This window comes from Streptococcus mitis NCTC 12261 (assembly GCF_000148585.2).
Taxonomy (GTDB): Bacteria; Bacillota; Bacilli; order Lactobacillales; family Streptococcaceae; genus Streptococcus; species Streptococcus mitis.
Genome location: NZ_CP028414.1, coordinates 137,983 through 163,930, shown reverse-complemented (window position 1 = coordinate 163,930; position 25,948 = coordinate 137,983). Strand labels below are relative to the sequence as shown.

At 41.8% G+C, this 25,948-nt stretch carries 20 protein-coding genes; 6 read left to right on the top strand and 14 right to left on the bottom strand.

Annotated elements, in window-relative coordinates; translation table 11 throughout:
- From patA to argR, 3 genes are all read right to left on the bottom strand, one after another.
- Positions 1–1,707 carry a multidrug efflux ABC transporter subunit PatA gene (gene patA / locus SM12261_RS00750; protein WP_000908126.1) on the bottom strand — a complete coding sequence of 569 codons (1,707 nt, stop codon included), beginning with the start codon at positions 1,705–1,707 and terminating at the stop codon, positions 1–3.
- Positions 1,708–1,852: 145 nt separating this feature from the next.
- Positions 1,853–4,387 carry a DNA mismatch repair protein MutS gene (mutS, locus tag SM12261_RS00745; RefSeq protein WP_000179940.1) on the bottom strand — a complete coding sequence of 845 codons (2,535 nt, stop codon included), beginning with the start codon at positions 4,385–4,387 and terminating at the stop codon, positions 1,853–1,855.
- A 50-nt stretch (positions 4,388–4,437) separates the two neighbouring features.
- Positions 4,438–4,884 (bottom strand): arginine repressor, encoded by a 447-nt coding sequence (argR, locus tag SM12261_RS00740; RefSeq protein ID WP_001231476.1) that lies wholly within the window; start codon positions 4,882–4,884, stop codon positions 4,438–4,440.
- A gap of 135 nt (positions 4,885–5,019) precedes the next feature.
- On the opposite strand from argR, the gene argS reads away from it, so the two are divergent.
- The 4 genes from argS to galU all read left to right on the top strand — a co-directional run bounded on the left by argS (position 5,020) and on the right by galU (position 9,391).
- Complete coding sequence (argS, locus tag SM12261_RS00735; protein ID WP_001092724.1) at positions 5,020–6,711, top strand: arginine--tRNA ligase; 1,692 nt, start codon at positions 5,020–5,022, stop codon at positions 6,709–6,711.
- Positions 6,712–7,038: 327 nt separating this feature from the next.
- Positions 7,039–7,284 carry a hypothetical protein gene (locus SM12261_RS00730; protein WP_000084858.1) on the top strand — a complete coding sequence of 82 codons (246 nt, stop codon included), beginning with the start codon at positions 7,039–7,041 and terminating at the stop codon, positions 7,282–7,284.
- Between the two features lie 169 nt (positions 7,285–7,453).
- Positions 7,454–8,470, top strand: coding sequence for an NAD(P)H-dependent glycerol-3-phosphate dehydrogenase (locus SM12261_RS00725; protein ID WP_000415098.1), 1,017 nt, complete (start codon positions 7,454–7,456; stop codon positions 8,468–8,470).
- 21 nt (positions 8,471–8,491) lie between these two features.
- Positions 8,492–9,391 (top strand): UTP--glucose-1-phosphate uridylyltransferase GalU, encoded by a 900-nt coding sequence (galU, locus tag SM12261_RS00720; RefSeq protein WP_000202214.1) that lies wholly within the window; start codon positions 8,492–8,494, stop codon positions 9,389–9,391.
- Between the two features lie 63 nt (positions 9,392–9,454).
- On the opposite strand, the gene SM12261_RS00715 is transcribed toward galU, so the two are convergent.
- The 6 genes from SM12261_RS00715 to pbp1b form a co-directional block, all read right to left on the bottom strand.
- Entirely contained in the window at positions 9,455–10,132 is a 678-nt protein-coding gene (locus SM12261_RS00715; RefSeq protein ID WP_000658500.1) for a rhomboid family intramembrane serine protease, read from the bottom strand.
- Complete coding sequence (locus SM12261_RS00710) at positions 10,116–10,655, bottom strand: 5-formyltetrahydrofolate cyclo-ligase (protein ID WP_000834339.1); 540 nt, start codon at positions 10,653–10,655, stop codon at positions 10,116–10,118. Before SM12261_RS00710 ends, SM12261_RS00715 begins: the two co-directional genes overlap by 17 nt.
- An 11-nt stretch (positions 10,656–10,666) precedes the next feature.
- Positions 10,667–11,797 (bottom strand): N-acetyldiaminopimelate deacetylase, encoded by a 1,131-nt coding sequence (locus SM12261_RS00705; RefSeq protein WP_000885084.1) that lies wholly within the window; start codon positions 11,795–11,797, stop codon positions 10,667–10,669.
- A gap of 67 nt (positions 11,798–11,864) precedes the next feature.
- A complete protein-coding gene (gene dapD / locus SM12261_RS00700) occupies positions 11,865–12,563 on the bottom strand; it encodes a 2,3,4,5-tetrahydropyridine-2,6-dicarboxylate N-acetyltransferase (RefSeq protein WP_000127463.1) in 699 nt (232 codons plus the stop codon).
- 228 nt (positions 12,564–12,791) lie between these two features.
- Positions 12,792–13,703 (bottom strand): DMT family transporter, encoded by a 912-nt coding sequence (locus SM12261_RS00695; protein WP_025169746.1) that lies wholly within the window; start codon positions 13,701–13,703, stop codon positions 12,792–12,794.
- Positions 13,704–13,759: 56 nt separating this feature from the next.
- Positions 13,760–16,222, bottom strand: coding sequence for a penicillin-binding protein PBP1B (pbp1b, locus tag SM12261_RS00690; RefSeq protein ID WP_001180942.1), 2,463 nt, complete (start codon positions 16,220–16,222; stop codon positions 13,760–13,762).
- 141 nt (positions 16,223–16,363) lie between these two features.
- Between pbp1b and tyrS the strand changes: the two genes are divergently transcribed.
- Positions 16,364–17,620, top strand: coding sequence for a tyrosine--tRNA ligase (gene tyrS, locus SM12261_RS00685; RefSeq protein WP_000546884.1), 1,257 nt, complete (start codon positions 16,364–16,366; stop codon positions 17,618–17,620).
- A gap of 77 nt (positions 17,621–17,697) precedes the next feature.
- On the opposite strand, the gene SM12261_RS00680 is transcribed toward tyrS, so the two are convergent.
- Positions 17,698–19,761 carry a heavy metal translocating P-type ATPase gene (locus tag SM12261_RS00680; RefSeq protein WP_000008767.1) on the bottom strand — a complete coding sequence of 688 codons (2,064 nt, stop codon included), beginning with the start codon at positions 19,759–19,761 and terminating at the stop codon, positions 17,698–17,700.
- Position 19,762: 1 nt separating this feature from the next.
- Positions 19,763–20,041, bottom strand: coding sequence for a DUF6110 family protein (locus tag SM12261_RS00675; RefSeq protein ID WP_000910909.1), 279 nt, complete (start codon positions 20,039–20,041; stop codon positions 19,763–19,765).
- Between the two features lie 257 nt (positions 20,042–20,298).
- Between SM12261_RS00675 and SM12261_RS00665 the strand changes: the two genes are divergently transcribed.
- Entirely contained in the window at positions 20,299–21,147 is an 849-nt protein-coding gene (locus SM12261_RS00665) for a putative RNA methyltransferase (RefSeq protein WP_001095505.1), read from the top strand.
- Between the two features lie 105 nt (positions 21,148–21,252).
- On the opposite strand, the gene SM12261_RS09580 is transcribed toward SM12261_RS00665, so the two are convergent.
- The 3 genes from SM12261_RS09580 to malQ all read right to left on the bottom strand — a co-directional run bounded on the left by SM12261_RS09580 (position 21,253) and on the right by malQ (position 25,611).
- Positions 21,253–21,459 (bottom strand): hypothetical protein, encoded by a 207-nt coding sequence (locus tag SM12261_RS09580; RefSeq protein WP_000265676.1) that lies wholly within the window; start codon positions 21,457–21,459, stop codon positions 21,253–21,255.
- Positions 21,460–21,809: 350 nt separating this feature from the next.
- On the bottom strand, positions 21,810–24,068 hold the full coding sequence (gene glgP / locus SM12261_RS00650; RefSeq protein ID WP_000950173.1) for a glycogen/starch/alpha-glucan family phosphorylase: 2,259 nt from the start codon (positions 24,066–24,068) through the stop codon (positions 21,810–21,812).
- Positions 24,069–24,093: 25 nt separating this feature from the next.
- Entirely contained in the window at positions 24,094–25,611 is a 1,518-nt protein-coding gene (malQ, locus tag SM12261_RS00645) for a 4-alpha-glucanotransferase (protein ID WP_000747274.1), read from the bottom strand.
- Positions 25,612–25,948: the final 337 nt, after the last annotated feature.

Sequence of the window (25,948 nt, the reverse complement as noted above, 5' to 3'; positions counted from 1 at the left end):
TTACTCCTCCTTTCCTTTCTGTGTTTCGTAGATTTCACGGTAAACGGAATTGTTGGCAACCAAGTCTGCATGCGTACCTTGACCAATCAATCGTCCTTGATCTAGAACCAAGATTTTATCTGCATGAACAACCGAGCTAATCTTTTGAGCGATGATAATGGTTGTCGTTCCCTTCAAGTCCTTATTCAAGGCTTCCTGAACCAGGCGCTCTGACTTGGCATCCAAGGCTGAGGTCGAATCGTCAAAAATCAGAATACGTGGATTGCTGACAATTCCACGGGCAATCGACATCCTTTGTTTTTGCCCACCTGAAAAGTTGGTTCCCCTTTCTTCAACTGGACTTTCAAAGGTTTTCTCCATACGATGAATGAATTCACTGGCTTGAGCAATATTGGCTGCGCGCTCCATTTCAAATAAAGTAGCATCTCCCTTACCCTGTCTCAAGTTATCTGCAATCGTTCCACTAAAGAGAATGGCACGTTGGAGAACGATAGAAACTGTTTTACGCAGGGTTCCTTCACTCACTTCTCGAATATCCTTGCCTCCAATTTTGATAGCACCCTCCTGTGGGTCAAAGAGACGTGGAATCAATTGAGCCAAGGTTGATTTTCCTGCACCAGTCGCTCCAACGACACCAACCATTTGACCAGGTTCGATAGTAAAGCTCACATCTTTCAGCATCGGTTCCTTGTCCATTGGATAGGTAAAGGTTACATTTTCAAAGCTAAGACTTCCTACCAAGTCTTCATCTGGCACATCCTTGAAGGTCATGGCTGGCTCTGCGTCAAGAATTTCTCGAATACGACGCATAGAAATCATAGCACGACTGACAGAATTTCCCAAAAATCCAACCATGACAATGGTAAAGATAATCTGGCTCAGGTAATTGACAAAGGAAGCAATGGAGCCAACAACTGACGGATCCGACTGAACCATCCCCGCAACTAGCCAAATAGAGAAAAATACCGCCCCATAACCGACCAACATCATGAAAGGTTCCACTACTGAAAAGGCATAACCGATGTAAAGATTTTGACCGAGTAGCTCGTCTGAAACCTCCGTAAACTTAGCAAACTGCTCTTTTTCTTGGACAAAGGACTTGACCACACGAACGCCACGCAAATTTTCCTTTGCAATGGCATTGATGCGTTCAAGAAGGGTTTGAAACTTGGCAAAACGAGGCCCCATCATACCCATCATGACAGCAGTCAAACCAAAAATCAAGACTACCATGAGAACAATCACCCACCACAGAGAAGGTAAGGTTTGAACCGCCAAGATAAACGAACCGATGAACAAGAGGGGGAGCCTGAAAAGAATTTGGAAGGTCATCATGACGACGTTCTGAATCTGGTTGATATCATTTGTCATTCGAACGACTAGATTTCCCGCATTAAATTGTTCAATATTAGCATAAGAAAATGTTTGGATTTTACGGAAGGCATCCTCCCGAAGGTCAGATGAAACTCCTTGGGCAATATAGGCTGCGAGGACAACATTGAGCCCACCAGCAACCAAACCGAGCAGGGCCACACCAATCAACCAAGCCCCGATACTATAAATAGCTTCATAGTTCCCAGCAAGGAGGGCATCTAACACTTCCTGCAGATAACGCGGCTGCAGAAGTGAACTAGCAACCATCAAGCCTGTCATCAGGAGCGAAGCCAAGGCCTGCCACTTGTAGGTTTTTATTTTCTGAATCAGCATACTTTCTCCTTAAAAAATAGACAAAAGGGAGCGACAATGTGTCAGCTCCTTCTCATTCTGTTTGTGTGATGTTATTCTAGCAAAAAAGTGAGAACTTGTCAAAGAAGTCTCCTTGATACAGCTAGAATGACTAGTAATTTTCTCTTTATAGTTTCTGTTTTAACTCGACCAAGACATTCATAGCTTGCATGGGTGTCATATTGTAAACATCCAATTTAGCTAATTCTGCTAGGATAGGATGCTCTTCTGCCGTATCAAAGAGTGAAATCTGTTCAGTGACGGCACTTGTTTGTCTCATGGGAGCAGGACTTTCTGTTCCTTGACTCTCTAGCTGAGTCAAAATCTTATCCGCCCTTGCTAAAAGGTCTGCTGGCAAGCCAGCAATCTTGGCAACATGGATACCGTAGGATTTATCGGCTGGTCCTGGTTCAATCTTGTGAAGGAAGGTGACCTGCCCATCCTGCTCCAAGGTTGCCACGTGGACATTGACCAAGTGTTGTAAACTAGACTCCAGACTAGTCAACTCATGGTAGTGGGTCGCAAAGAGGGTCTTGGCTCCGATATGCTCGTGAATGTATTCGATTATAGACTGAGCAAGAGCCATACCGTCGTAAGTTGCAGTTCCCCGTCCCAATTCATCAAAGAGAATGAGAGAGTCCTTGGTCGCATGCGAAATGGCATTGTTGGCCTCCATCATCTCCACCATGAAGGTTGACTGACCTGAAACCAAGTCATCTGCTGCTCCGATACGGGTAAAGATCGCATCAAAAATAGGTAAATAGGCGCTTTCTGCCGGTACATAGGAACCCATCTGGGCCATTATCGCCGTCATGGCTAACTGACGCATATAGGTTGACTTCCCACTCATGTTTGGCCCTGTAATCAGTTGAATACTGGTATCTTCTGCCATCTGAATCGTATTTGGAATATAGGTCTGAGCCCCCATAACCTTTTCAACGACAGCATGGCGCCCTTTCTGGATATCAATTCGCGAATCATCTCCGAATTCAGGTCGAATCAAATGCTGGGTTTCAGCCACAACCGCCAGACTCTGTAAGACATCAACTGTAGCAATTCCTTGGGCTAGAGCTTGTAAACGCTGGATGTACTTGCTAACCTCTTCACGAATACGCATAAAAATTTCGTACTCTAGGTTAGCTGACTTCTCACGTGCCTCCAACATATCTCCCTCGATACGGGCTAATTCTTCGGTTCCAAAGCGTTCTGAGTTTTTCAGCGTCACCTTGCGGAAAAAGTGAGCAGGCACATTTCCCAGTTGCGAATTGGTCACATGGAAATAGTAGCCATCCTTTTTATTGTAGTCAATCTTAAGCGTGCTGATACCAGAGTTTTCTCGCTCCTTAGCCTCAATTTCAGCAATCCAACTAGTCCCTTCTCTGAGAACGCGACGGTACTTGTCTAAGGTCTCATCAAAGCCAGTCCGGATAATTCCTCCATCTGTAATCACATGAGGAGCTTCAGGAGCAATCGCTGCGCTAATCAAACTCTCCAACTCAGGGATTCCATCCAGTTGTTCGATGAGATAAGCTAGAGCAGGTTGCTCCATTCCTTCTAAAATCGCACGAATCCGTGGCACACTAGACAAGGTGGTCGCTAGCTGCAAGAGATCCTTGGGATTGGTTTTGCCAAAAGAAACACGACTAGCCAAGCGCTCAATGTCATAAACACCCTTGAGACTGTCTGTCAAATCACTACGCTCAAAGAAATGGTCGAGAAAGACCTGCACAACTTCTTGGCGTTGGACAATTCGTTCCTTATCAATCAGGGGGCGATGAATCCAAGACCGCAAGAGACGCATTCCCATAGCTGTTTTGGTTTCATCCAAAAGCCAAAAAAGACTACCTTGCTTCTTGCCTGAACGGGCATTCTCAACCAAATCCAGACTAGCCTTGGTCGCATAATCCATCTGCAAAAAATCTTTGATTTCATAGCGGATAACAGGCTTGAGGTGGTTCAATTCCCTCATCTGAGTCCGATGAACATACTGAAGCAGTTTACTAGATGCCGCTTGCTCCACAGCTGCCAATCGTGAATCCAGTAAATGAAGGTCTTCAAAGCCTTCTTTTTCATAGGAAAGTACCAGATTCATCTGACGACTAAGGATCTGTTCTTCTTCCTCAGACAAGTCATAACCCAGCACCACTTCTCGAGCCTTGAGATTGCGGATTTCCCCACAAACCAGCGTAAAATCCAAAAGACCTGTCACATAAAAAACACCCGTCACTAGGTCCATATAAGCGAGGCCAAATTGACTGCCATCACGGTCTATGGCAACCAAGAAATTGTTCTGACTGTCCGGCTTACTACTGTCGACCACTGTTCCTGGCGTAATGACCTGAACAACCTCTCGTTTCACAACTCCAACAGCTTGTTTAGGATCTTCCATCTGCTCTGCGATAGCTACCTTATAGCCCTGCTCAATCAAGACATCAATGTACTGTTGGGCAGAATGATAGGGAACACCCGCCATAGGAATCGGATTGTCCGCATTCTTGTTGCGACTCGTTAAGGAAATTTCCAGAATCTGCGCAGCATTGACCGCATCCTCATAAAATAATTCATAAAAATCACCCATCCGAAAGAGCAAAAAAGCATCTGGATATTGCTTTTTAATATCCACATACTGTTGCATGCCGGGGGATAGCTTTTCTGTCGCCATTTTCCGTCTCTCCTTGTCAAAAATAAGTCTTGAGAGCAACTCCCAAGACCTTACTTATCTTTCATCAAATCTAGCAAACGATCTTCCATGAGTTTGGCAACGTGCTGGTCTCGACAAATGACCAATAAGGTATTGGCACCAGCAACTGTTCCTAAAATCCATTCATCCTTGTTTGCATCTACAATATTTGCCAAAACAGAGGCTTCTCCCAATTTGGTATGAAGTACCAAGGTAAACTCTGCTCTTGCAACACCTTCTAAATGATGAGACAAAAATTCCACTAAATCAATCTTTTCTGTCTCATTTGCTAGTACATAATACACCATATCATTTTTCTTGACCTTGGTCAAGCCGATTTCGCGCAAATCACGAGACAAGGTTGTCTGCGTCACAAAGACATTGTGCGCCTCCAACCGATCTTGAATTTCTTTTTGTGTACTTAATTTCTCCTCAGTAATCATTTTTTTTATTAACTGATGACGATCTCTTTTTCTCATAAAATCCTCTTATATGCATATTTATAACTAATTTTATAACTATATTATACCAAAAAAATAGGAGATTTCAAAAATTTTTTCTTCTTTCTTTAAAATTGTGATAAAATAGTAGAAAAGTCCAAAAAGGAGCTCTTAATGAATACAAAAGAATTGATTGCTAGCGAATTGGCTAGCGTCATTGATAGCCTGGACCAAGAGGCTATTTTAAATTTACTGGAAACCCCTAAAAACTCAGAAATGGGAGACATCGCTTTCCCTGCTTTTTCTCTTGCAAAAGTCGAACGTAAAGCACCTCAAATGATTGCGGCTGAGCTGGCTGAAAAGATTAACAGCCAAGCCTTTGAAAAGGTTGTCGCAACAGGACCTTACGTTAACTTCTTCCTTGATAAAAATGCCATTTCTGCTCAAGTATTGCAAGCTGTTATCACTGAAAAAGAACACTATGCTGACCAAAATATTGGTAAACAAGAAAATGTTGTTATCGACATGTCTAGTCCCAATATCGCTAAACCATTTTCTATTGGTCACCTACGTTCAACCGTTATCGGAGATAGCTTGTCACATATTTTCCAAAAAATCGGTTATCAAACGGTTAAGGTCAACCATTTGGGAGACTGGGGTAAACAGTTTGGGATGTTGATTGTTGCCTACAAAAAATGGGGCGACGAAGAAGCTGTAAAAGCTCATCCAATCGATGAACTTCTTAAACTCTATGTCCGCATCAATGCTGAGGCTGAAAATGACCCTAGCTTGGATGAAGAAGCACGCGAATGGTTCCGTAAACTTGAAAATGGAGACGAGGAAGCTCTCGCACTTTGGCAATGGTTCCGTGATGAAAGTTTAGTGGAATTTAATCGCCTTTACAATGAACTGAAGGTTGAATTTGACAGCTACAACGGAGAAGCCTTCTACAACGATAAGATGGATGCAGTTGTAGACATTCTTTCTGAAAAAGGTCTTCTTGTTGAATCAGAAGGTGCCCAAGTTGTCAATCTTGAGAAATATGGAATTGAACATCCAGCCCTCATCAAGAAATCTGATGGTGCAACTCTCTACATCACACGTGACTTGGCTGCAGCCCTTTACCGTAAAAACGAATACCAATTTGCTAAATCTATCTACGTTGTTGGTCAAGAACAATCTGCCCACTTTAAACAGCTCAAAGCTGTCTTGAAAGAAATGGGCTACGACTGGAGTGACGACATTACTCACGTTCCTTTTGGTTTGGTTACAAAAGAAGGGAAGAAACTCTCTACTCGTAAAGGGAATGTCATCTTGCTAGAGCCTACTGTTGCAGAGGCTGTTAGCCGTGCCAAGGCCCAAATCGAGGCTAAAAATCCTGGACTTGAAAACAAAGACCAGGTAGCGCATGCTGTTGGGGTTGGAGCCATTAAATTCTATGACCTCAAGACCGACCGTACAAATGGATACGACTTCGACCTAGAAGCTATGGTATCCTTCGAGGGTGAAACTGGTCCTTATGTACAATATGCCTACGCTCGTATCCAATCGATCTTACGTAAAGCAGACTTCAAACCAGAAACAGCTGGCAACTATAGCTTGAATGATGCTGAAAGCTGGGAAATCATCAAACTCATCCAAGACTTCCCACGTATTATCAACCGTGCGGCGGATAACTTTGAACCTTCTATCATTGCTAAATTTGCAATTAGCCTGGCTCAAGCCTTTAACAAATACTATGCACATACGCGCATCTTGGATGAAAGCCCAGAACGCGACAGCCGTCTAGCCCTCAGCTACGCAACCGCAGTCGTTCTAAAAGAAGCCCTTCGCTTGCTTGGAGTAGAAGCGCCAGAGAAGATGTAAATCGCCAAAGTTACTTGATTGCAAAGCAATCTAAGTAACTAACGCCAAATCCTGTCAGGAATTTGGCTAGGCACTTCACTAGTAAAGAAACATAAATATTATCGATTTATGTTTCTTTACGTCGTAACCAGAGACACTTGCCTAAACGCCTCACTAAATTGGTCAACCAAATCTATTAATTGGCTTAGTGGCTGGTGGCAATCTTCAAGTCACTAGAATGCAAGGCAATCTAAGCAACGAATGTCAAACCCTATCAGGGATTTGGTTAGGCGCTTCACTAATTCAATCTACTCACTACTACTTCTTTATCATACAGGGAGATATTCTATGAGCCAATATGCTTATATCCTCGTTGTAATTAGCTTGGTGTTCCTTTTTCTGCTCAATAAGTACGAGAAGGAGAGACTGCAAAAACTCTACCAAGAACAACTTTTGAAGGATGAAACATTTAGGACTGATATCAAAGAGAAAATTCACACGACTGAAAATATCAATGATGTCATTGCTTACATCAATAAAACTTATCATCTGGGAATGTTGCTATCAAAAGACATTACAGATCAATTGAAATAAACCGAGTTATTCTTTAAGGAATATAAAAACCGAGTCTAAGAGTTTAATACTTAGGCTCGGTTTTTATATATTTTTCAAGTAACAAAGCAACCACTCCCCCAGCAATGCAAGTGCAAAATCCTCCAGAATATGATAGAATAAGAGAAAGGACTCTATCAAGGAGGAAAACATGGAAAAACAAACCGTCGCCGTCTTGGGGCCTGGTTCTTGGGGAACTGCCCTTTCACAAGTCTTAAATGACAATGGACACGAGGTACGTATTTGGGGAAACATTCCCGAGCAAATCAATGAAATTAATACACACCATACTAATAAACACTACTTTAAAGATGTCGTTCTAGATGAAAATATCATTGCCTACACCGACTTATCAGAGGCACTGAGAGATGTAGATGCGATTTTGTTTGTTGTCCCAACAAAAGTGACACGACTTGTTGCACAACAAGTTGCACAAACCCTAGACCATAAGGCTATCATCATGCACGCTTCAAAGGGATTAGAACCCGATAGCCATAAACGATTATCAACCATCCTTGAAGAAGAAATTCCTGAACATCTCCGCAGTGATATTGTCGTTGTTTCAGGACCTAGTCATGCGGAAGAAACCATTGTACGTGACCTGACTTTAATCACTGCTGCTTCTAAGAATTTACAAACAGCTCAATACGTTCAAGAACTCTTTAGTAATCACTACTTCCGACTTTATACCAATACGGATGTTATCGGGGTCGAAACCGCTGGTGCTCTTAAAAACATTATCGCTGTCGGTGCTGGAGCCTTACATGGTTTAGGATTTGGTGACAACGCTAAGGCAGCCATCATCGCTCGAGGCTTGGCAGAAATTACCCGCCTAGGGGTAGCACTCGGTGCCAATCCATTGACCTATAGCGGCTTATCTGGTGTGGGAGATTTGATCGTAACGGGAACCTCCATCCACTCTCGTAACTGGAGAGCTGGAGATGCTCTTGGTCGTGGAGAATCTCTAGCTGATATTGAAGCCAATATGGGCATGGTGATTGAAGGAATTTCAACAACTCGAGCAGCCTATGAACTAGCGCAAGAACTTGGAGTCTATATGCCAATTACACAAGCCATTTACCAAGTTATTTACCACGGAACCAATATTAAAGATGCCATTTATGACATCATGAACAATGAATTTAAAGCAGAAAATGAGTGGTCTTAACCCTCTAAAGAAAGGATTCTTATGACATCAAAAGTTAGAAAGGCAGTCATCCCTGCCGCTGGACTCGGGACTCGATTTTTACCAGCAACCAAAGCACTTGCTAAAGAAATGTTGCCAATTGTAGATAAACCAACTATCCAATTTATCGTAGAAGAAGCTCTTAAATCAGGTATTGAAGATATTCTGGTTGTCACTGGTAAATCAAAACGTTCTATTGAAGACCACTTTGACTCAAACTTTGAGCTTGAGTACAACCTCAAAGAAAAAGGCAAACATGACTTACTAAAATTGGTAGACGAAACAACTGGCATTCGCCTTCACTTTATCCGTCAAAGCCATCCTCGTGGTCTTGGCGATGCTGTCTTACAAGCAAAAGCTTTTGTAGGGAATGAGCCCTTCGTTGTCATGCTGGGTGACGACCTAATGGATATCACAGATGACCACGCTGTCCCTTTGACAAAACAATTGATGAACGATTACGAGACGACTCACGCATCAACAATTGCTGTTATGCCTGTCCCTCATGAAGAAGTTTCAGCATATGGAGTTATCGCTCCTCAGGGTGAAGGGATTAATGGTCTCTACAGTGTCGAAACTTTTGTTGAAAAACCAGCTCCAGAGGAGGCTCCAAGTGATCTAGCTATTATCGGTCGTTATCTGCTCACACCAGAAATTTTTGAGATCCTCGAAAATCAAGCTCCTGGCGCTGGAAATGAAATCCAGCTTACCGATGCTATTGATACACTTAATAAAACACAACGTGTTTTCGCCCGTGAATTTACAGGAGCTCGTTACGACGTTGGGGATAAGTTTGGTTTTATGAAAACATCTATTGACTACGCCCTCAAGCACCCACAAGTCAAAGATGACTTGAAAGATTACCTCATCCAACTGGGAAAAGAATTGGCTGAGAAGGAATAACAAAAAAAGATAAGGTTCAAAAATGCCTTATCTTTTTTATTACATAACTATTCTTATAAACCTTCACAACCCCATTCCCTTGTAGAGAAGTAAGACTGCAAGTCCTACAAACAAGACTACCGCTCCTAACCTCTGGCTGGTACTATACATCCGTCTTTCTCCTCGAACTGGAAAGATAATTGCTAGAAATGCTCCACCAACTGCTCCCCCGATATGGCCTGCTAGGCTGATTCCTGGAATCAGAACACTTCCAATAATATTAACCACAAAAAGTGTCAGATAGGATTGCCCCAACTGCTGGATATAAGGATTACGCGTAGCATAGCGAAGAATGATAATCGCGGCAAATAGCCCATAGAGAGAAGTAGAAGCTCCTGCTGCTAAGGATTTTGGACTAAATACAAAAACAAAGAGATTGCCCATCATTCCAGATAAGAGATAGAGAAAGAAAAACTTCTTGGATCCGAAAATTTCCTCTACTTGTCTACCAAGATAATAAAGGGAAAACATATTAACAATGAAATGCTCCCAACCAATATGAACAAAAATGGCAGAAAAGAGACGCCAAATCTGCTCGGGAAAGAGCCGAATAGCAGGCCCATACATGGCTCCAAATCGAAATAAGGTATCCGCCCTGTCAAAGTTTCCACCTGTAGTCACCAACATTAGTAGAAACACCAAGGCCGTCACTAAGAGGAAGAAACTCGTCACAGGGTAACGCCTATCAAAGATTTCTTTCATCAATCAGTACCTCCTGAACAGGAATATCATGCTTTTCAGGGATAAAGTCCTGAATTTGACAAGGATAAACCGTACTCAAAGTATGACCAGAAGAATGTTCCAGATAGCGGTCATAATAGCCTCCACCGTATCCAATCCGATATCCTTCCGTCGTAAAAACCAGACCAGGAACATGAATCAAATCAATCTGAGAGGCATCCACCACTTCCAAATCTCCCTGTGGTTCCAGTAATCCAAAGGAAGTTTTGACCAGTTGTTGCGGACGATATACTACAAACTCCATGCGCCCCTTGGGATAGGTTTTGGGTATCAGAACCTTCTTGCCATCCTTCTGCGCCTGCTCAATCAGTTCCTGCGTTTGAAATTCGTGCGGAAAAGAGAGATAGGTTGCGATGATCTTAGCTTCTTGGTAAAAGGGGTGTTGTAAAAGTCGCTCAGTTAAAGCTTGGTCTATAAACTGTTTTTGCTCTCGAGGGTTAGCCTTCATTTCTTGCAAGACTTGCTTCCGTAATTCCGATTTCATAGACAACCCCTCTACTCTGCTGCCTTCTTTTTCAGGAAACTAGAGACCGCATCCACTCCAATAGCTAATGCTTCTTCCTTAGGACTCATCTGAGGGTGATGAAGGGCATAGGGACTATCAATACCTAGCCAGAACATAACGCCATCAACTTTTGAAAGGAGATAACCAAAGTCTTCACCTGTCATAGCAGGTTCGATATCAATCAACTCAATTCCTTCTTTTTCCTCAAAGAAATCCATCAGTTCACGCGCCAAGGCTGGATGGTTCTCAACAGGCAGGTAACCACCTTGTTTGAGTTCCACTTCGACTTCCATATTGAAGGCAGCTGCAACCCCTTCTGCAACTGTTTTGACCCGCTTTTGCACCAAGAGACTCATATCCTGTGTCAAAGCCCGAATAGTTCCATGTAAAAAGGCTGTGTCTGTGATGACATTGTTTGTTGTTCCGGCTTGGAAAAGACCAAAGGTCACCACTGCTCCCTCGATTGGGTTGACATTGCGGCTGACAACTGACTGCACTTGGGTCACAAAGTAACTAGCCGCCACCAAGGCGTCATTAGCTTCATGTGGAAAGGCTGCATGTCCTCCTTTGCCTTTGAAACGAATCTTCACCTCGCAAGTCCCAGCAAAGAGTGTATGAGTATTGGTCGCAATCTGTCCAACCTTCAAATCTGGCCGAACATGAAGTCCATAAAACTGGTCTGGCAACCAGTCTCCAAAAGCGTCATCCTCATACATGAGCATGCCACCAGCTTCATTTTCTTCAGCAGGTTGAAACAGAAAGAGCAGATTGTTCTTTGGTTGCTCCTCAAGGGCGCGCTCAAGACAGCCCAAGGCAATGGTCATGTGGAAATCATGTCCACAAGCATGCATACGACCTTGGTGCTGAGAAGCGAAAGAAAGGCCTGTTTGTTCGACGATAGGCAGGCCATCAATATCTGTTCGCCAACCAATGGTACGCTCTGGCTGACTTCCCTGCAAATAAACCAAAATCCCTGTCCGCCAAGTACGAACTTGAACAAAATTCTTGCCCGCAGTCAATTTCTCAATCACATCTAGCAAATAAGCATGAGTCTTGAACTCCTCCAAGCCAATCTCTGGAATCTGGTGCAAATCTCGTCTAGTCTGAATCAAATCTAACATCTATCTATCCTCCTATATAGCAGAAAGAGGCTGGAAAAAGGGTTCCGCCTCTATTTTTCTTTTACAATTACAAGGTACGAAGCGCATCCTCTAGCGCTGTTTTTTGTTGGGTTTGAGCATCAATTTCTTTGATAATACGAGCTGGAACACCTGCTACTACCACGTTTTCTGGGACATCTTGGGTAACAATAGCTCCTGCTGCGACAACTGAACCACTACCGATTTGAACTCCTTCGATGACCACTGCATTAGCGCCGATAAGAACATTGTCTCCAACACGGACTGGTTCAGCGCTAGCTGGCTCAATCACACCTGCCAAAACTGCACCTGCACCAACGTGGCTGTTTTTCCCAACGATAGCACGGCCACCAAGGATAGCACCCATATCAATCATGGTCCCTGCACCGATTTCAGCACCGATATTGATGACTGCTCCCATCATGATAACAGCATTGTCACCAATTTCAACCTGGTCACGGATAATGGCACCCGGCTCAATACGAGCATTGATAGTACGTTTGTCTAGCAAAGGAACTGCGGAATTACGAGCATCTTGCTCAACAACATAGTCTTGATTTTCTACCAAACCATCGAGAAGCGGAGCCACATCTTTCCAGTCTCCGAATAGAACATTTCCTAGTTTAACAACAGAGCTAGGTACAGCAGTTGCGAGTTGTCCCTCAAAGGTTACTTTCACACTGGTTTTCTTTTCAGCATTGGCGATAAATTGAATAATTTCTTGTGCGTTCATTTTTGTAGCAGTCATAGGCGCCTCCTAGTTCATTTTAATGATACCTATTCTACCAAAAAAGGCCTCAAATTTGAAGCCTTTTTGTTTGTTTTTAGGTATGATTTTTAGGGATGTGAGATAAAACGTGCTGTCGGTAAAAGCAAGCCCCTACCGATACAACCTAAAAACACTCTTCACAACTATCTCCCCGTGTTTTATTGACTATTCTAGTATAGCACACTTTTAGAATTAAGAAAAGACTTTTTATTTACTTTCTTTCGCTTCTTCTATCGATAGGAAAATCATGGGCAAAATAATCAAGGCCATAGCTAGAAGAAGGGACCAATCCACTACCAAGCCTAAAAATAAAACACTCAAAAGGGCAGAAGAGAGAGGTTCACTGGCACTGATAACGGAAACCACCAAAGGAGAAACCAAGGAAACAGCCTTCATGGAAATAAAAAAAGCAAAAGCCGTCCCAAAAAAAGCGATAATGAGACAAATTAAGATACTCCAAATATCAGGAGTAAAGGAAAGCTGATAAACCGGCGAGAGGACATTGCTAAATAAACCAGCCAAAATCATCCCCCACCCAACGGTGGGTACAAAACCATAACGCTTAGCAAAAGGTTGAGGTAAGATAACATTAAACATGACCCCCATGGCACTCAGCAAACCCGTCACAAGTGCTAGTGGTGTCATGGATAATTGAGAGAGATCTCCCTTTGTCGCCATCAGGCAAACACCCAACATGGCAACCAAAACATAAAGAATAGCACTTTTTGACGCTCGTTTTTGATAAACCAAGCGATTGTAAAAGAGGATAAAGACAGGGCTAATAAACTGTAAAATAGTTGCTGTCGCTGCATTAGAATATTCTACGCAGAGGTAGAAAAAATACTGAACTGAAAAAATCCCCAAAATAGCATAGGCTAAAAAGGGTAGGTAATTTTTCTTATCTCGCCAAATATCTAACACTTGCGATTTTAATTGCACTGCAGACCAAATGAGCACAAGACTCCCTGCCAGTGTCAAACGCATAGAGGTAATCCAGCCCGAAGACACCTGGTAATGAGTAAAGAAATACTCTCCTAAAATCCCACAGATTCCCCATATTAAGCCAGATAGAAGCGAATAAATAGTTCCTTTAACAATCTTTTTCTGATACTGATTCATACCTTTATTGTAACATGAAAGGAAAAAAGAAAAAAGTGGCAATCAATACCACTTTCCTATCTTCTACTATTTGATTGTGTTGAAGATGAACTTGATGCACTGCTAGAACTACTACTTGAGCTACTACTTGAACTTGGTGTAGATGAGAAACTACCAATAATACTTGACCAAGCATTTTGGTAATCTGCTTCACTTCCTCCAATAGCAAAGTGATAGCTTGTCGTAGGAGCTCCCGCCTTATTAGCCCAATAACTCGTTACAGTAGCCCCTGAAAGATCCACCGTTTTTCCATTAACGGATACTTTGCCCGGCTTTTGCCCTGTAGATTTGAGGACCTGAGATTGGGTCACACTAGAATCAAGATTAAAGCGTTCATTGCCCCAAACACCAGGCTCAGCCTGTTGGATAGCATTGACCAAGTAAGCCATATATTTGGCATTTCGATAATGCCCAGCCCCCTTAGCCATCGGGCGGTTGTCATCATGCCCTAGCCAACCACCTAGAGTCAATCTTGGTGTTGACAGCATGAGCCACATATTTTCATCTTCATTAGTTGTACCAGTCTTACCAATCCAGTCTGCACGAGCTAAGCTTGAATTGATAGAAGCCAAATCCGTTTGGAAACTTGAAGTGATCCGAGATGAAATCACCTCACGAAGCAAACTCTGCATAATTGTTGCCGTTGCCTTCGAGTACACTTGAACTGGTTTGTCTTGGAATTCATAGATTACTCTACCGTCAGGTGATTCAATCTTAGCAATCACATGTTTCTGATGATAAACACCGTTATTAGCAATTGTTTGATAACCATTGGTATGCTGGGCAACTGTGACTTCAATACCACCGCCCATAGGCAGACTTTCGATACCGTACTCCGGAATCTCGTAACCCATTTTCTCCATGTAACCCTTGACATCAACACCCTTCTCACGAAGCATGCGATAGGTCCAATAGGCTGGGATATTCCACGAATAGTTCAAGGCTTCACCTAGGGTCATCATGCCTGTACCTGGACTATTTACATACATGATAGGATTTCCATTAGAGAATTTTGTCGGATAATTGGACAAGATACTAGCGCTTCCCATCAAACCTTGGTCAATGGCAATACCGTAGGCCAACAAAGGCTTGGTTGTAGAGGCTGGCGAACGCTTGGTGTCGAAGGCGTGATTGTTTTGGTTAGTCTGGTAATTACGACCACCAACAAAGCCTAGAACAGCCCCCGTTTTATTGTCCATCAAAACATTCCCTACTTCAGGCTGCCCAGTCGAATCATCTACCAAACGACCGTAGTTAGCAACTGCATTTTGCATGGCGTTATGGATTTTTTTATTGATCGTTGTCGTGATTTTATAGCCGCCATTACTTAGTTCCTGCTCAGCTCGCTCATGATAAGCCTTTTGAATCGACTCGTTTTTCAACTCTTGGCTAGAGACATTGTCCTGTTGAACTAAGTAATCATACATGCGATCTGTAGCTTCAGCCATAGCTGTAAAGTAGAGATAATCCCTCGAAACAACATTGATAGATCCTGATGGCAAGAAATCTTGCTTGAGATTATAATCCTTGTACTGGTCGTATTCTTCCTGAGTCAGAGCACCCGTACGGTACATGTTGTAGAGAACATCCTTGGCCCGCTTCAAACCAAGTTCTAAGTCTTCATCACTCTTTAACTCTCCAGTATTTTCATAAGGGGAATAAGTAATCGGACTCTGTGGCAAACCTGCTAGGAAGGCAGCTTGGGGAATACTCAGCTTGTTGGCATCGATACCGAAAATCCCTTCAGCAGCTTGCTGGGCACCTGCAATATTCTGCCCTTTATGATTTCGACCAAAGGGAGCAACATTGAGATAAGTAGTCAAGATTTCATCCTTACTCATGCTGCGTTCCAAGGCAAGGGCATCAACAATTTCTGTAGCCTTACGAGCCAAAGTCGGAGCATCTCCAACCACTTGTTGTTTGATTAACTGTTGGGTCAAGGTCGAGCCCCCGCTAGATGAGCCCAAACCTGCAAAGGTTCCCAAAGTCGCCCGAATCACAGCTTTTGGCACAACCCCATTATGTTCAAGAAAATGTTCGTCCTCAGTTGCAACGATAGCCTTTTTGAGATTGTCCGATATTTCCTCAGATGAGACAGAAGTTCTCAGTAAATCACTCTCGATAGAAGCAATGACACTCCCATCTGCATAAACAATTTCTGAGATAGAAGAAATATTTTTAACCTGCTTGACCAAGTCCTCCGATTGGGGAACCTTAGCCTTGTCAAACAAAGCAACTCCATAACCAAGAGCTACACCAGCACCAAAAAGTCCACCGATAAAGCCTAGAATAAAGAGAGTATTCAAAATTCCCTTGATAGCAGCTAAAATGCTACCTAAGATAGCCAGAACTTTCCCACCTGTCCCATCCGACTTCTTCTCTTCTGAGACTTTCTCTGATTTTTTATGATTTATTTTTGATTTTACTAGCTGGAAAAATTCCAGCATTTTTCGTTTTAATTCATTTAATTGATTTTGCATGGATTTCCTCACTTTATCTATTATACCATAAAAGGTAAACTTTCAATAAAATAGCCACTTTCTTCCTTATTCTACTAGGCTATTGCCCAAGTTTGTGATACAATAGTTAGAAACAATATTTTTAAAAAGGAGAAAAGACACATGCACATTTTTGATGAGCTAAAAGAGCGTGGTTTGATTTTTCAAACGACTGATGAAGAAGCTTTGCGTAAAGCCCTAGAAGAAGGTCAAGTTTCTTATTATACTGGCTACGATCCAACTGCTGACAGCCTTCACCTAGGCCACCTTGTCGCAATCTTGACAAGTCGTCGCTTGCAGCTAGCAGGTCACAAACCCTATGCGCTCGTTGGCGGTGCTACAGGTCTCATCGGAGATCCGTCCTTCAAAGATGCTGAACGTAGTCTCCAAACAAAAGACACAGTAGATGGCTGGGTCAAGTCTATCCAAGGACAACTTTCTCGTTTTCTTGACTTTGAAAATGGGGAAAACAAGGCTGTCATGGTCAACAACTACGACTGGTTTGGCAGCATCAGCTTCATTGATTTCCTCCGTGATATCGGAAAATACTTTACTGTCAACTACATGATGAGCAAGGAGTCTGTGAAAAAACGGATTGAAACAGGAATTTCTTACACTGAGTTCGCTTACCAAATCATGCAAGGTTACGACTTCTTCGTCCTTAACCAAGACCACAACGTAACGCTTCAAATCGGTGGTTCTGACCAGTGGGGAAATATGACAGCTGGTACTGAATTGCTTCGTCGTAAAGCTGATAAGACTGGTCACGTTATCACTGTACCACTGATTACCGATGCAACTGGTAAGAAATTTGGTAAATCAGAAGGAAACGCAGTCTGGCTCAATCCTGAAAAGACTTCTCCATACGAAATGTACCAATTCTGGATGAACGTTATGGACGCTGACGCTGTTCGCTTCTTGAAGATCTTTACTTTCTTGTCACTCGATGAGATTGAAGACATCCGTAAACAATTTGAAGCAGCTCCACACGAACGTTTGGCACAAAAAGTCTTGGCTCGTGAAGTCGTTACTCTTGTTCACGGAGAAGAAGCTTACAAAGAAGCTCTTAACATCACTGAGCAACTCTTTGCAGGAAACATCAAAAATCTTTCTGTTAAAGAGCTCAAACAAGGACTTCGTGGAGTGCCAAACTACCAAGTTCAAGCAGATGAAAATCACAATATTGTGGAACTGCTCGTCTCATCTGGTGTGGTTAACTCAAAACGCCAAGCCCGTGAAGACGTCCAAAACGGAGCTATCTACGTCAACGGCGACCGCATCCAAGACCTTGACTATGTCTTGAGTGACGCAGATAAGTTAGAGAACGAACTGACTGTTATCCGTCGTGGGAAGAAAAAATACTTTGTTTTGACTTACTAAACTATTCAACATTTATCTATAAACAAAGGAGTTATCCTCGAGAAAGGTAACTCCTTTTTGCTGTTAATAAATCTCATCTATCTATTTTTAATAGACAGACTACGCAGTACAATGCGCAAGGTTGTTAGATTATGTAAGATAGAGAGATTTGAAGGACTGAGCCAATTAAACAAGCCAAAGCCAATCAAACTACTATTTACGACAACGGTATCTTGAATATTCTTCTTGATGAGTGTTTGCAAAGATGATGATAGCGAATCCAACTCTTGGAAGAAATCCAAGCGATTATCTAACAATAAGATATCACTCATCTGCTTAGAAATATCTGCACTCTCATTCATCACCACACCGATATCTGATAGGGTTAGAGCCGCTGAGTCATTCAAGCCATCTCCAACCATCAAAATAGTGTGACCTGCTTTCTGCAGTTCCTCTACTAACTCAAATTTCCCATCAGGTTTCAAGTCTGTATGGACCTGATCAAAGGGCAAATCTTTGACTAATTCCTCTGTTCTAACCAGGGTGTCCCCTGTTGCCAGAATCAATTTTTTCCCTTGTGCCTTAAGTTTCTCCAAGGCTGCTTTTGCTTCTTTTCTCAAAGGAGTATGAATGCAGAACATTCCAATCAATTCATTCTGATAAGCCAAGAATAAGAGATTATAGTGACTCTTGTACTCTTCAATTAAAGCATTTTGTTCTGAACTGATATGAATTTGCTCATCCTGCATCAAAACATAATTCCCAATAAGAACTGGTTGCCCATCTATATGAGATTTGATCCCCTTGCTTGCGATATATTGGAGTTTCCCATGCATTTCCTCATGTTCAATTCCCTCTATCTCAGCTTGCTTGACGATAGCATTAGCAATAGGATGATAAATGTGTTCCTCAAGACAGGCACTGATTCTGAGAATATCTTCCTCACTATAGTCCCCAAAAGGTAACACCTTTTCAACTATAGGATAGCTAGTTGTGATTGTTCCCGTCTTATCAAACAAGAAAGTATCAACTTCCAGATATTTCTCCAGAACATCCCCATCCTTAATCACCATTTCACGGTTCAACCCCTCCTTGATAGCTGTCAAATAAGCTACAGGAGTAGAGATTTTCAAAGCGCAGGAGAAATCGACCAATAGGAAAGAAATAGCCTTAGAAAAAGAACCTGTTAATAGGTAAGTCAGACCAGCCCCCAAGAAATTATATTTGACGACCTTATCCGCCATCTTGATGAAATAGCGTTGTTTCGTTTTCTTGTTTTCTTCAGATTTCTTCATCAACTCAATCAGCTGTAAAATCCGGCTGTTCATCTGATTATCGGTTACACGAATGCGTAACTCTCCAGTTTCCAATACTGTATTTGCACAAACCAAATCAGACTCTCTTTTTTCAACTGGAAAACTCTCTCCTGTCAAGGAACTTTCGTTGACCATACCTAAACCTGAAACTACTTGTCCATCAAACAGAATTTCATTTCCTTGAGATAGGACCAAGACATCTCCTATTTGAACATCGGAACTCTTGATACTAACAACCGTATCCCCCTGTACTAGAAATACATCGCTCTCTTTTGCAAGAAGGCTTTGTTCTAAATCTGTTGCAGTTTTTTTCAAGGACCACTGATCTAAATGATTCCCCAAATCAAGCATAAACATGATATTGCTAGCTGTCTTGGATTGGTTCATAAACAAGGACAATAAAATCGCCGAACAGTCCAAGACCTCCATCGTTAGTTCCTTACGCGCTAGTGTTTGATAGGCTTCTCTAATATAGCCAAAAGCCTGATAACAAGTCCATATATAGCGAATAGGAGACGGTACAAAACTACGAAAAAGTATACGCTTAATCGCTGCACCTGAAACAATAGAATAAGCACTCTCTTCTCTACGAATGGGAAGAGTCATCAACTCAGAAACTTTCCCTTTATCAATTCTTTTTAAAAAGGCTTCTGCATTATCTAATACAGAAAAGCCTTCTTTTATGCGTAGAGTAAAGTGCTGTTGATCCATGTAAAACTGGATAGACTCAATCCCCTTTTCATCTCTCGCCAAGGAACGAAGATAGTCTTGAATATCCAAGGTGAGTGAAAAAGAAGATGATAGTCGGATATGTTGGTATCCTCTATGTAGCACTTTAAAAGACATATTATTCCCCTATAAGGCTATCTAATTGCTCTTCTTTTTTCTCTTGCTCGTACAAATATTTGGCATCTTGCAAGACATCGTCTCCATGTTGCTTCACAACAGAAACAGATGCATCTAGCTCGTCTTTTAACTTATAAGCCTTAGCCAAAGCTTTAGAATAACCTTTTTTAGCTTCCTTACTTGCCAAGATTTTCAAACCAAGGGTACCAAATGCGACACCACCCAAAAAGAGTGATGATTTTTTCGCAACTTTTGCGACGGTTAATACTTCTTTTAACATACTTATTTCCTCCTTATCATTATTATATAGCAATTTAGATATAAAAGCAATGTCATTTCATAAATTGGAGAATTATACTCAATGAAAATCAAAGAGCAAACTAGGAAACTAGCCGCAGGCTGTACTTGAGTACGGCAAGGCGACGTTGACGTGGTTTGAATTTGATTTTCGAAGAGTATTAGTTTTATTTCTACTGAATCTCCCATCTACTTATTCCTAAAGTTGCTTTCATTTGCCTCTTTTGATACACTTAAACTATGAATACAAATCTCAAACCCAAACTTCAGCGTTTTGCTTCTGCGACTGCCTTTGCCTGTCCCATCTGTCAAGAAAATCTGACTCTGCTAGAGAGTAGTCTCAAATGTAGCAATCGCCATTCTTTTGACTTGGCGAAATTCGGCTATGTCAATCTAGCACCTCAAATCAAGCAATCTGCTAACTACGACAAGGAAAATTTTCAAAACCGTCAACAAATCCTAGAAGCCGGCTTTTATCAGGCTATCTTAGAGGCTGTATCTGACTTGCTAGCCAGTTCAGAAACTAGCACCACAGTCTTAGATATCGGTTGCGGTGAAGGTTTCTATTCTCGCAAACTCCAAGAAAGGCATCCTGACAAAACCTTCTATGCCTTTGATATTTCCAAAGATTCCGTCCAAATCGCTGCCAAGAGCGAACCCAACTGGGCAGTCAACTGGTTCGTTGGTGACTTGGCTCGTCTTCCTATAAAAGACGCTAGCATGGATATCCTGCTTGATATCTTTTCCCCTGCCAACTATGGAGAATTTCGTCGCGTTTTATCCAAAGACGGTATCTTGATAAAGGTTATTCCAACTAAAAATCACCTCAAGGAAATCCGTCAGAAGGTACAAGACCAGCTGACAAACAAGGACTATTCCAACCAAGATATCAAAAATCATTTCCGAGAACACTTTACCATCCTATCTAGTCAAACTGCCTCTCTGACTAAAACTATCACAGCAGAGCAGCTCCAAGCCCTACTCAGTATGACTCCTCTCCTCTTTCACATTGACCAGAGCAAGATTGACTGGAGCCAACTGACAGAGATTACCATTGAGGCTGAGATTCTGGTTGGGAGAGTACTATAATTGACACAAAAAACCGCATTTCAAGAAGATCTGCGGTTTTAAATTTCAATTTTTAAACTATCTATCCCAAAAGTCTAAAACATTTAAAGCTTTTAGCTTCTCCATTTATTTTCGATTCGAAATAAAAAACTTATCAATAAATAGCAAGTGAAATAAGGCAAGTGTAATTCCCGATAAGCACCCATGATAAGAGATTTCTTGATGGGTAAGGGGGTAAAGATTACTATTACCCGCCAAGAGGCATGTTAAAATAACAAATAGAATCCAAAATAAATCCGTCCATTTATATTTTGAAAAATATTTTTTCCACATAAGAACACCTTCTTTCCTATAATCATATTATAATACTTTATGTAAGCGAACACAAGAAATTTGAGGTAATTTTTAAGTAGATTTCGAGGCTTAAAGGTTGTAAAACCAGCATTTTAAGCGTTCAATGTGTCTATGATTTCTCTCTTTTTAATTCAAGATTGACTCAAATCCACAGCATTCAAAAAAAGCGAATTTCAATCGAAATTCGCTTTATAGGAAAGTGTATTAGTATAAATCTTGTATCTTATACTCAATGAAAATCAAAGAGCAAACTAGGAAGCTAGCCGCAGGCTGTACTTGAGTACGGCAAGGCAACGCTGACGTGGTTTGAATTTGATTTTCGAAGAGTATTAGTTCAAGTGCCAGATATCTTCGTTATACTGAGCGATTGTACGGTCAGATGAGAAGAATCCTGCTTTAGAAATGTTAACGATGACTTTATCCAACCATGCGTCACGGTCTTCGTAGTCAGCCAACATTTGTTCTTTAACCTTGATGTAGTCTTCCAAGTCAAGAAGAGTCATGAACCAGTCTTTGTTGATCAATTCATTGTAAAGACGTTCCAAGCGCTCTTTGTTTCCAGCTGCAAGAACTGCATCGCTAACGATGAAGTCAACCAATGGTTTGATAGCTTCACGAGCGTAGAATTCGCTTGATTTGTAAGCTGCTTTTGCGTAAAGGTCGATAACAGTTTCTGAATCTTCACCAAAGATGTAGATGTTTTCGTCGCCAACCAACTCAGCGATTTCCACGTTAGCACCGTCCATAGTACCAAGTGTCAAAGCTCCGTTCAACATGAATTTCATGTTACCAGTACCTGAAGCTTCTTTAGAAGCAAGTGAGATTTGTTCTGAGATATCACATGCTGGGATAAGGAAGCTTGCTGCAGTAACGTTGTAGTTTTCAACCATAACTACTTGCAAGTGTGGAGCTACTGCTGGATCGTTAGCAATAACTTCTGACATGCAAAGGATCAAGTGGATGATGTCTTGAGCAATTGTGTAGGCTGGAGCTGCTTTACCACCAAAGAAGATTGTGATTGGGCGAGCAGGGATGTTACCAGCTTTGATATCAAGGTATTTGTGGATTACGTACAAAGCGTTCATTTGTTGACGTTTGTACTCGTGAAGACGTTTGATTTGGATATCAAAGATAGAGTTTGTATTGATTTCCACACCTTGGTGTTCTTTCAAGTGACGAGCCAATTTACGTTTGTTGTGAACCTTGATGCTTTCCAATTTTTCTTTGACAGCTGCTTTGTCTTCATAAGACAAGAGTTTTTCAAGCTCATCTGCTTCATGGTGCCAACCTTCTCCAATAATCTCATCCAAGTAGTGAGATAGTCTTGGGTTAGCATGCATGAGCCAACGACGGAAAGTGATACCGTTTGTTTTGTTGTTGAATTTTTCTGGGTAAAGGTCGTAGAAAGCTTTCAACTCAGAGTTCTTCAAGATTTCAGTATGAAGTGCCGCTACTCCGTTAACACTGTATCCGTAGTGGATATCCATGTGAGCCATGTGAACACGTCCGCTCTCATCGATAATTTGAACAGCTGGATCTTTGTATTCTGCTTTCACGCGACGATCCAATTCTTCGATGATTGGTACCAAGTGAGGAACCACTTCTTGCAAGAATTCAAGAGGCCATTTTTCAAGGGCTTCAGCAAGGATTGTGTGGTTAGTGTAGGCAGTCATGCTACGAACAATTGAGATCGCTTCGTCAAGTTCGATACCACGAGCAGTCAAAAGACGGATCAACTCAGGAATAACCATTGATGGGTGAGTATCGTTGATTTGGACAACTGCGTAGTCAGCAAGGTCATGCAAGTTGCTTCCTTTTTCGATTGCTTCGTCGATGATCAATTGCGCACCGTTTGAAACCATGAAGTATTGTTGGAAGATACGGAGCAATTCACCTTGACGGTCACTATCATCTGGGTAAAGGAAAAGAGTCAAGTTGCGAGCGATATCTGTCTTGTCAAAGTTGATACCGTCTTTAATGATTGAAGAATCAACTGAATCCAAGTCAAACAAACGCAAGCGGTTCTTAGTTTCTGTCTTGTAACCAGGTACATCGATATCGTAAAGAGTTGATGTCAATGTGAAGTGAGCAAATGGCACTTGGTAGCTACGGCTTGAGCGAACCAACCAGTTTTGCTCTGTCAGCCATGCGTTTGGAATTGTTTCTTGTTGGTTATTTTTAAGAACTTGTTGGAAAAGACCGTAGTGGTAGTTAAGACCAACACCGTCACCGTTCAAACCAAGAGTAGCAATTGAGTCGATAAAGCAGGCAGCCAAACGTCCCAAACCACCATTACCAAGAGATGGTTCCAATTCAACTTCTTCAACTTCGATCAAGTCTTTACCTGCAGCTGCAAGTTCTTTTTTAACATCGTCGTAAAGACCAAGGTTGATCAAGTTGTTTGACAAAAGTTTACCAATCAAGAACTCAGCTGAGATGTAGTAAACTTTTTTCTTACCAGTGTTAACTGGCTTTTGACTACTTGCAAGCTTGCTGTAGTTAAGAAGAGCCAGATAAAGCTCTTCATTGCTACATTCTGCAATGGTTTTATTGTAACGATTTTGTACAAATTCTTGTAGTGATAACATGTTTAAGGTGTCTCCTGATATTGTATTATTTCTTTAATTCCACCAAATTTTCATTGATTCGGCGATAGATTGTTGTCAAGTCAAGCAAGCCTTCCTCGACAGCTGGTGTCAATTGATCTTCAGTCATACGCCAAGACCAGTTTCCACCAAGAGTAGATGGGAAGTTCATACGAGCTGCCTCATCCAATTCTAGCAAATCTTGCATAGTTGCAATTGCCATGAAGCTAACTGATGAAAAGACTGTACGAAGCATAGCATGTGGCACTGTTTCGTATTCTTTACGGTTAGTGTAGCGAGCCATGTATTCACGAGTCGCATCATCGATCTCGTTACGGTACCAACCAAGGACCGTATTGTTATCGTGTGTTCCTGTGTACATAACTGAGTTAGCAGGTGCCAAGTGTGGGCTATCGATGCTTTCGTCTTCTGGGTTGAATGCAAATTGAAGAATCTTCATTCCTGGGAAGCCCGTACGTTCACGCAATTCGATAACTTCGTCTGTCATGAAACCAAGATCTTCTGCGATGATGTTTAACTCACCAAGTTCTTCCTTAACGGCTGCAAAAAGCTTGTAGCCAGGGCCTTTCACCCACTCACCAGGTGCTGCTGTATCAGAACCAGCAGGGATTTCCCAGTAAGATTCGAAGCCACGGAAGTGGTCAATACGAACGATGTCGTAGATTTTGAAGCTTTCACGCAAGCGTTCAATCCACCATTTGTAGCCGTCTTTGTCCATTGCTTCCCAGTCATAGATTGGGTTACCCCAAAGCTGACCAGTTGCAGAAAATTCATCTGGTGGGCATCCTGCGATGCAAGTAGCCTTACCATTGACATCAGTCTTGAAGAGATGTGGATTTGCCCACATATCGCTTGAATCTTCCGCTACGTAGATTGGCATGTCTCCAACGATTTCGATGTGGTTGTCGTTAGCGTAAGCTTTCAATTTCAACCATTGTTGGAAGAAGAAGTATTGAGTCACACGGTGGTATACCAACTTGTCTGCCAATTGCTCACGGTAGCTTTCAAGTGCTGAAGCTTTACGAGCACGAGCATCTGCATCTGGCCATTCAGTCCAAGCAAGATTGTCAAAATGCTCTTTGATAGCCATATACTCTGCAAAGAGTTCAAGCCATGATTGGTTGTCTTGAGCAAATTTCTCAAAATCTTTAACATCTCCTACTTCCAAGAAACGTTTTACCGCTTTTTCTAAAAGAGGACGACGTGCATAGTAGATTTTCGCATAGTCAACTTCAGATGCATCGCTACCAAAGTCAACCCCTTCAAGGTCACTTGCTTGCAACAAGCCTTGTTCCACCAAGATATCTAAATCGATAAAATGAGTGTTCCCTGCAAAGGCTGAGAAAGATTGGTAAGGAGAATCTCCGTAACTAGTTGTTCCTAGTGGAAGGATTTGCCAGTAACGTTGTTTTGTGCGAACCAAGAAATCAACGAAGTCGTAAGCACTTTTACCAAATGATCCGATTCCGTATGCCCCTGGAAGAGAAGAAATGTGCATCAACACACCACTTTGACGTTTTTTCATAATAAGCACCTCATGTGTTTATAGTTAGATATTACATTTTTATGAACGCAAACGTTTGCGCTATTACTAGTATAGCTTATTTTCTTGATAAATGCAAGCGGTTTTAGATAACTTTTTTTATTATTTTTTAAAAAATTTTTCTTCTTACTCGTATATATATTCTTTCAGGAAACAAACAAAATAGGAATAAGGGTTTCACTTATCTCATTAAGCAAAAATAAAGCGAGTATCCTCTCTGGTTTCCATTTGTAAATTAGGCAATCGTTTTCTCAACTTTTTTTAAATTTAAAACAAAACGGATTTTTGGGATTTTCTACTATTATATGACGATGAAGCG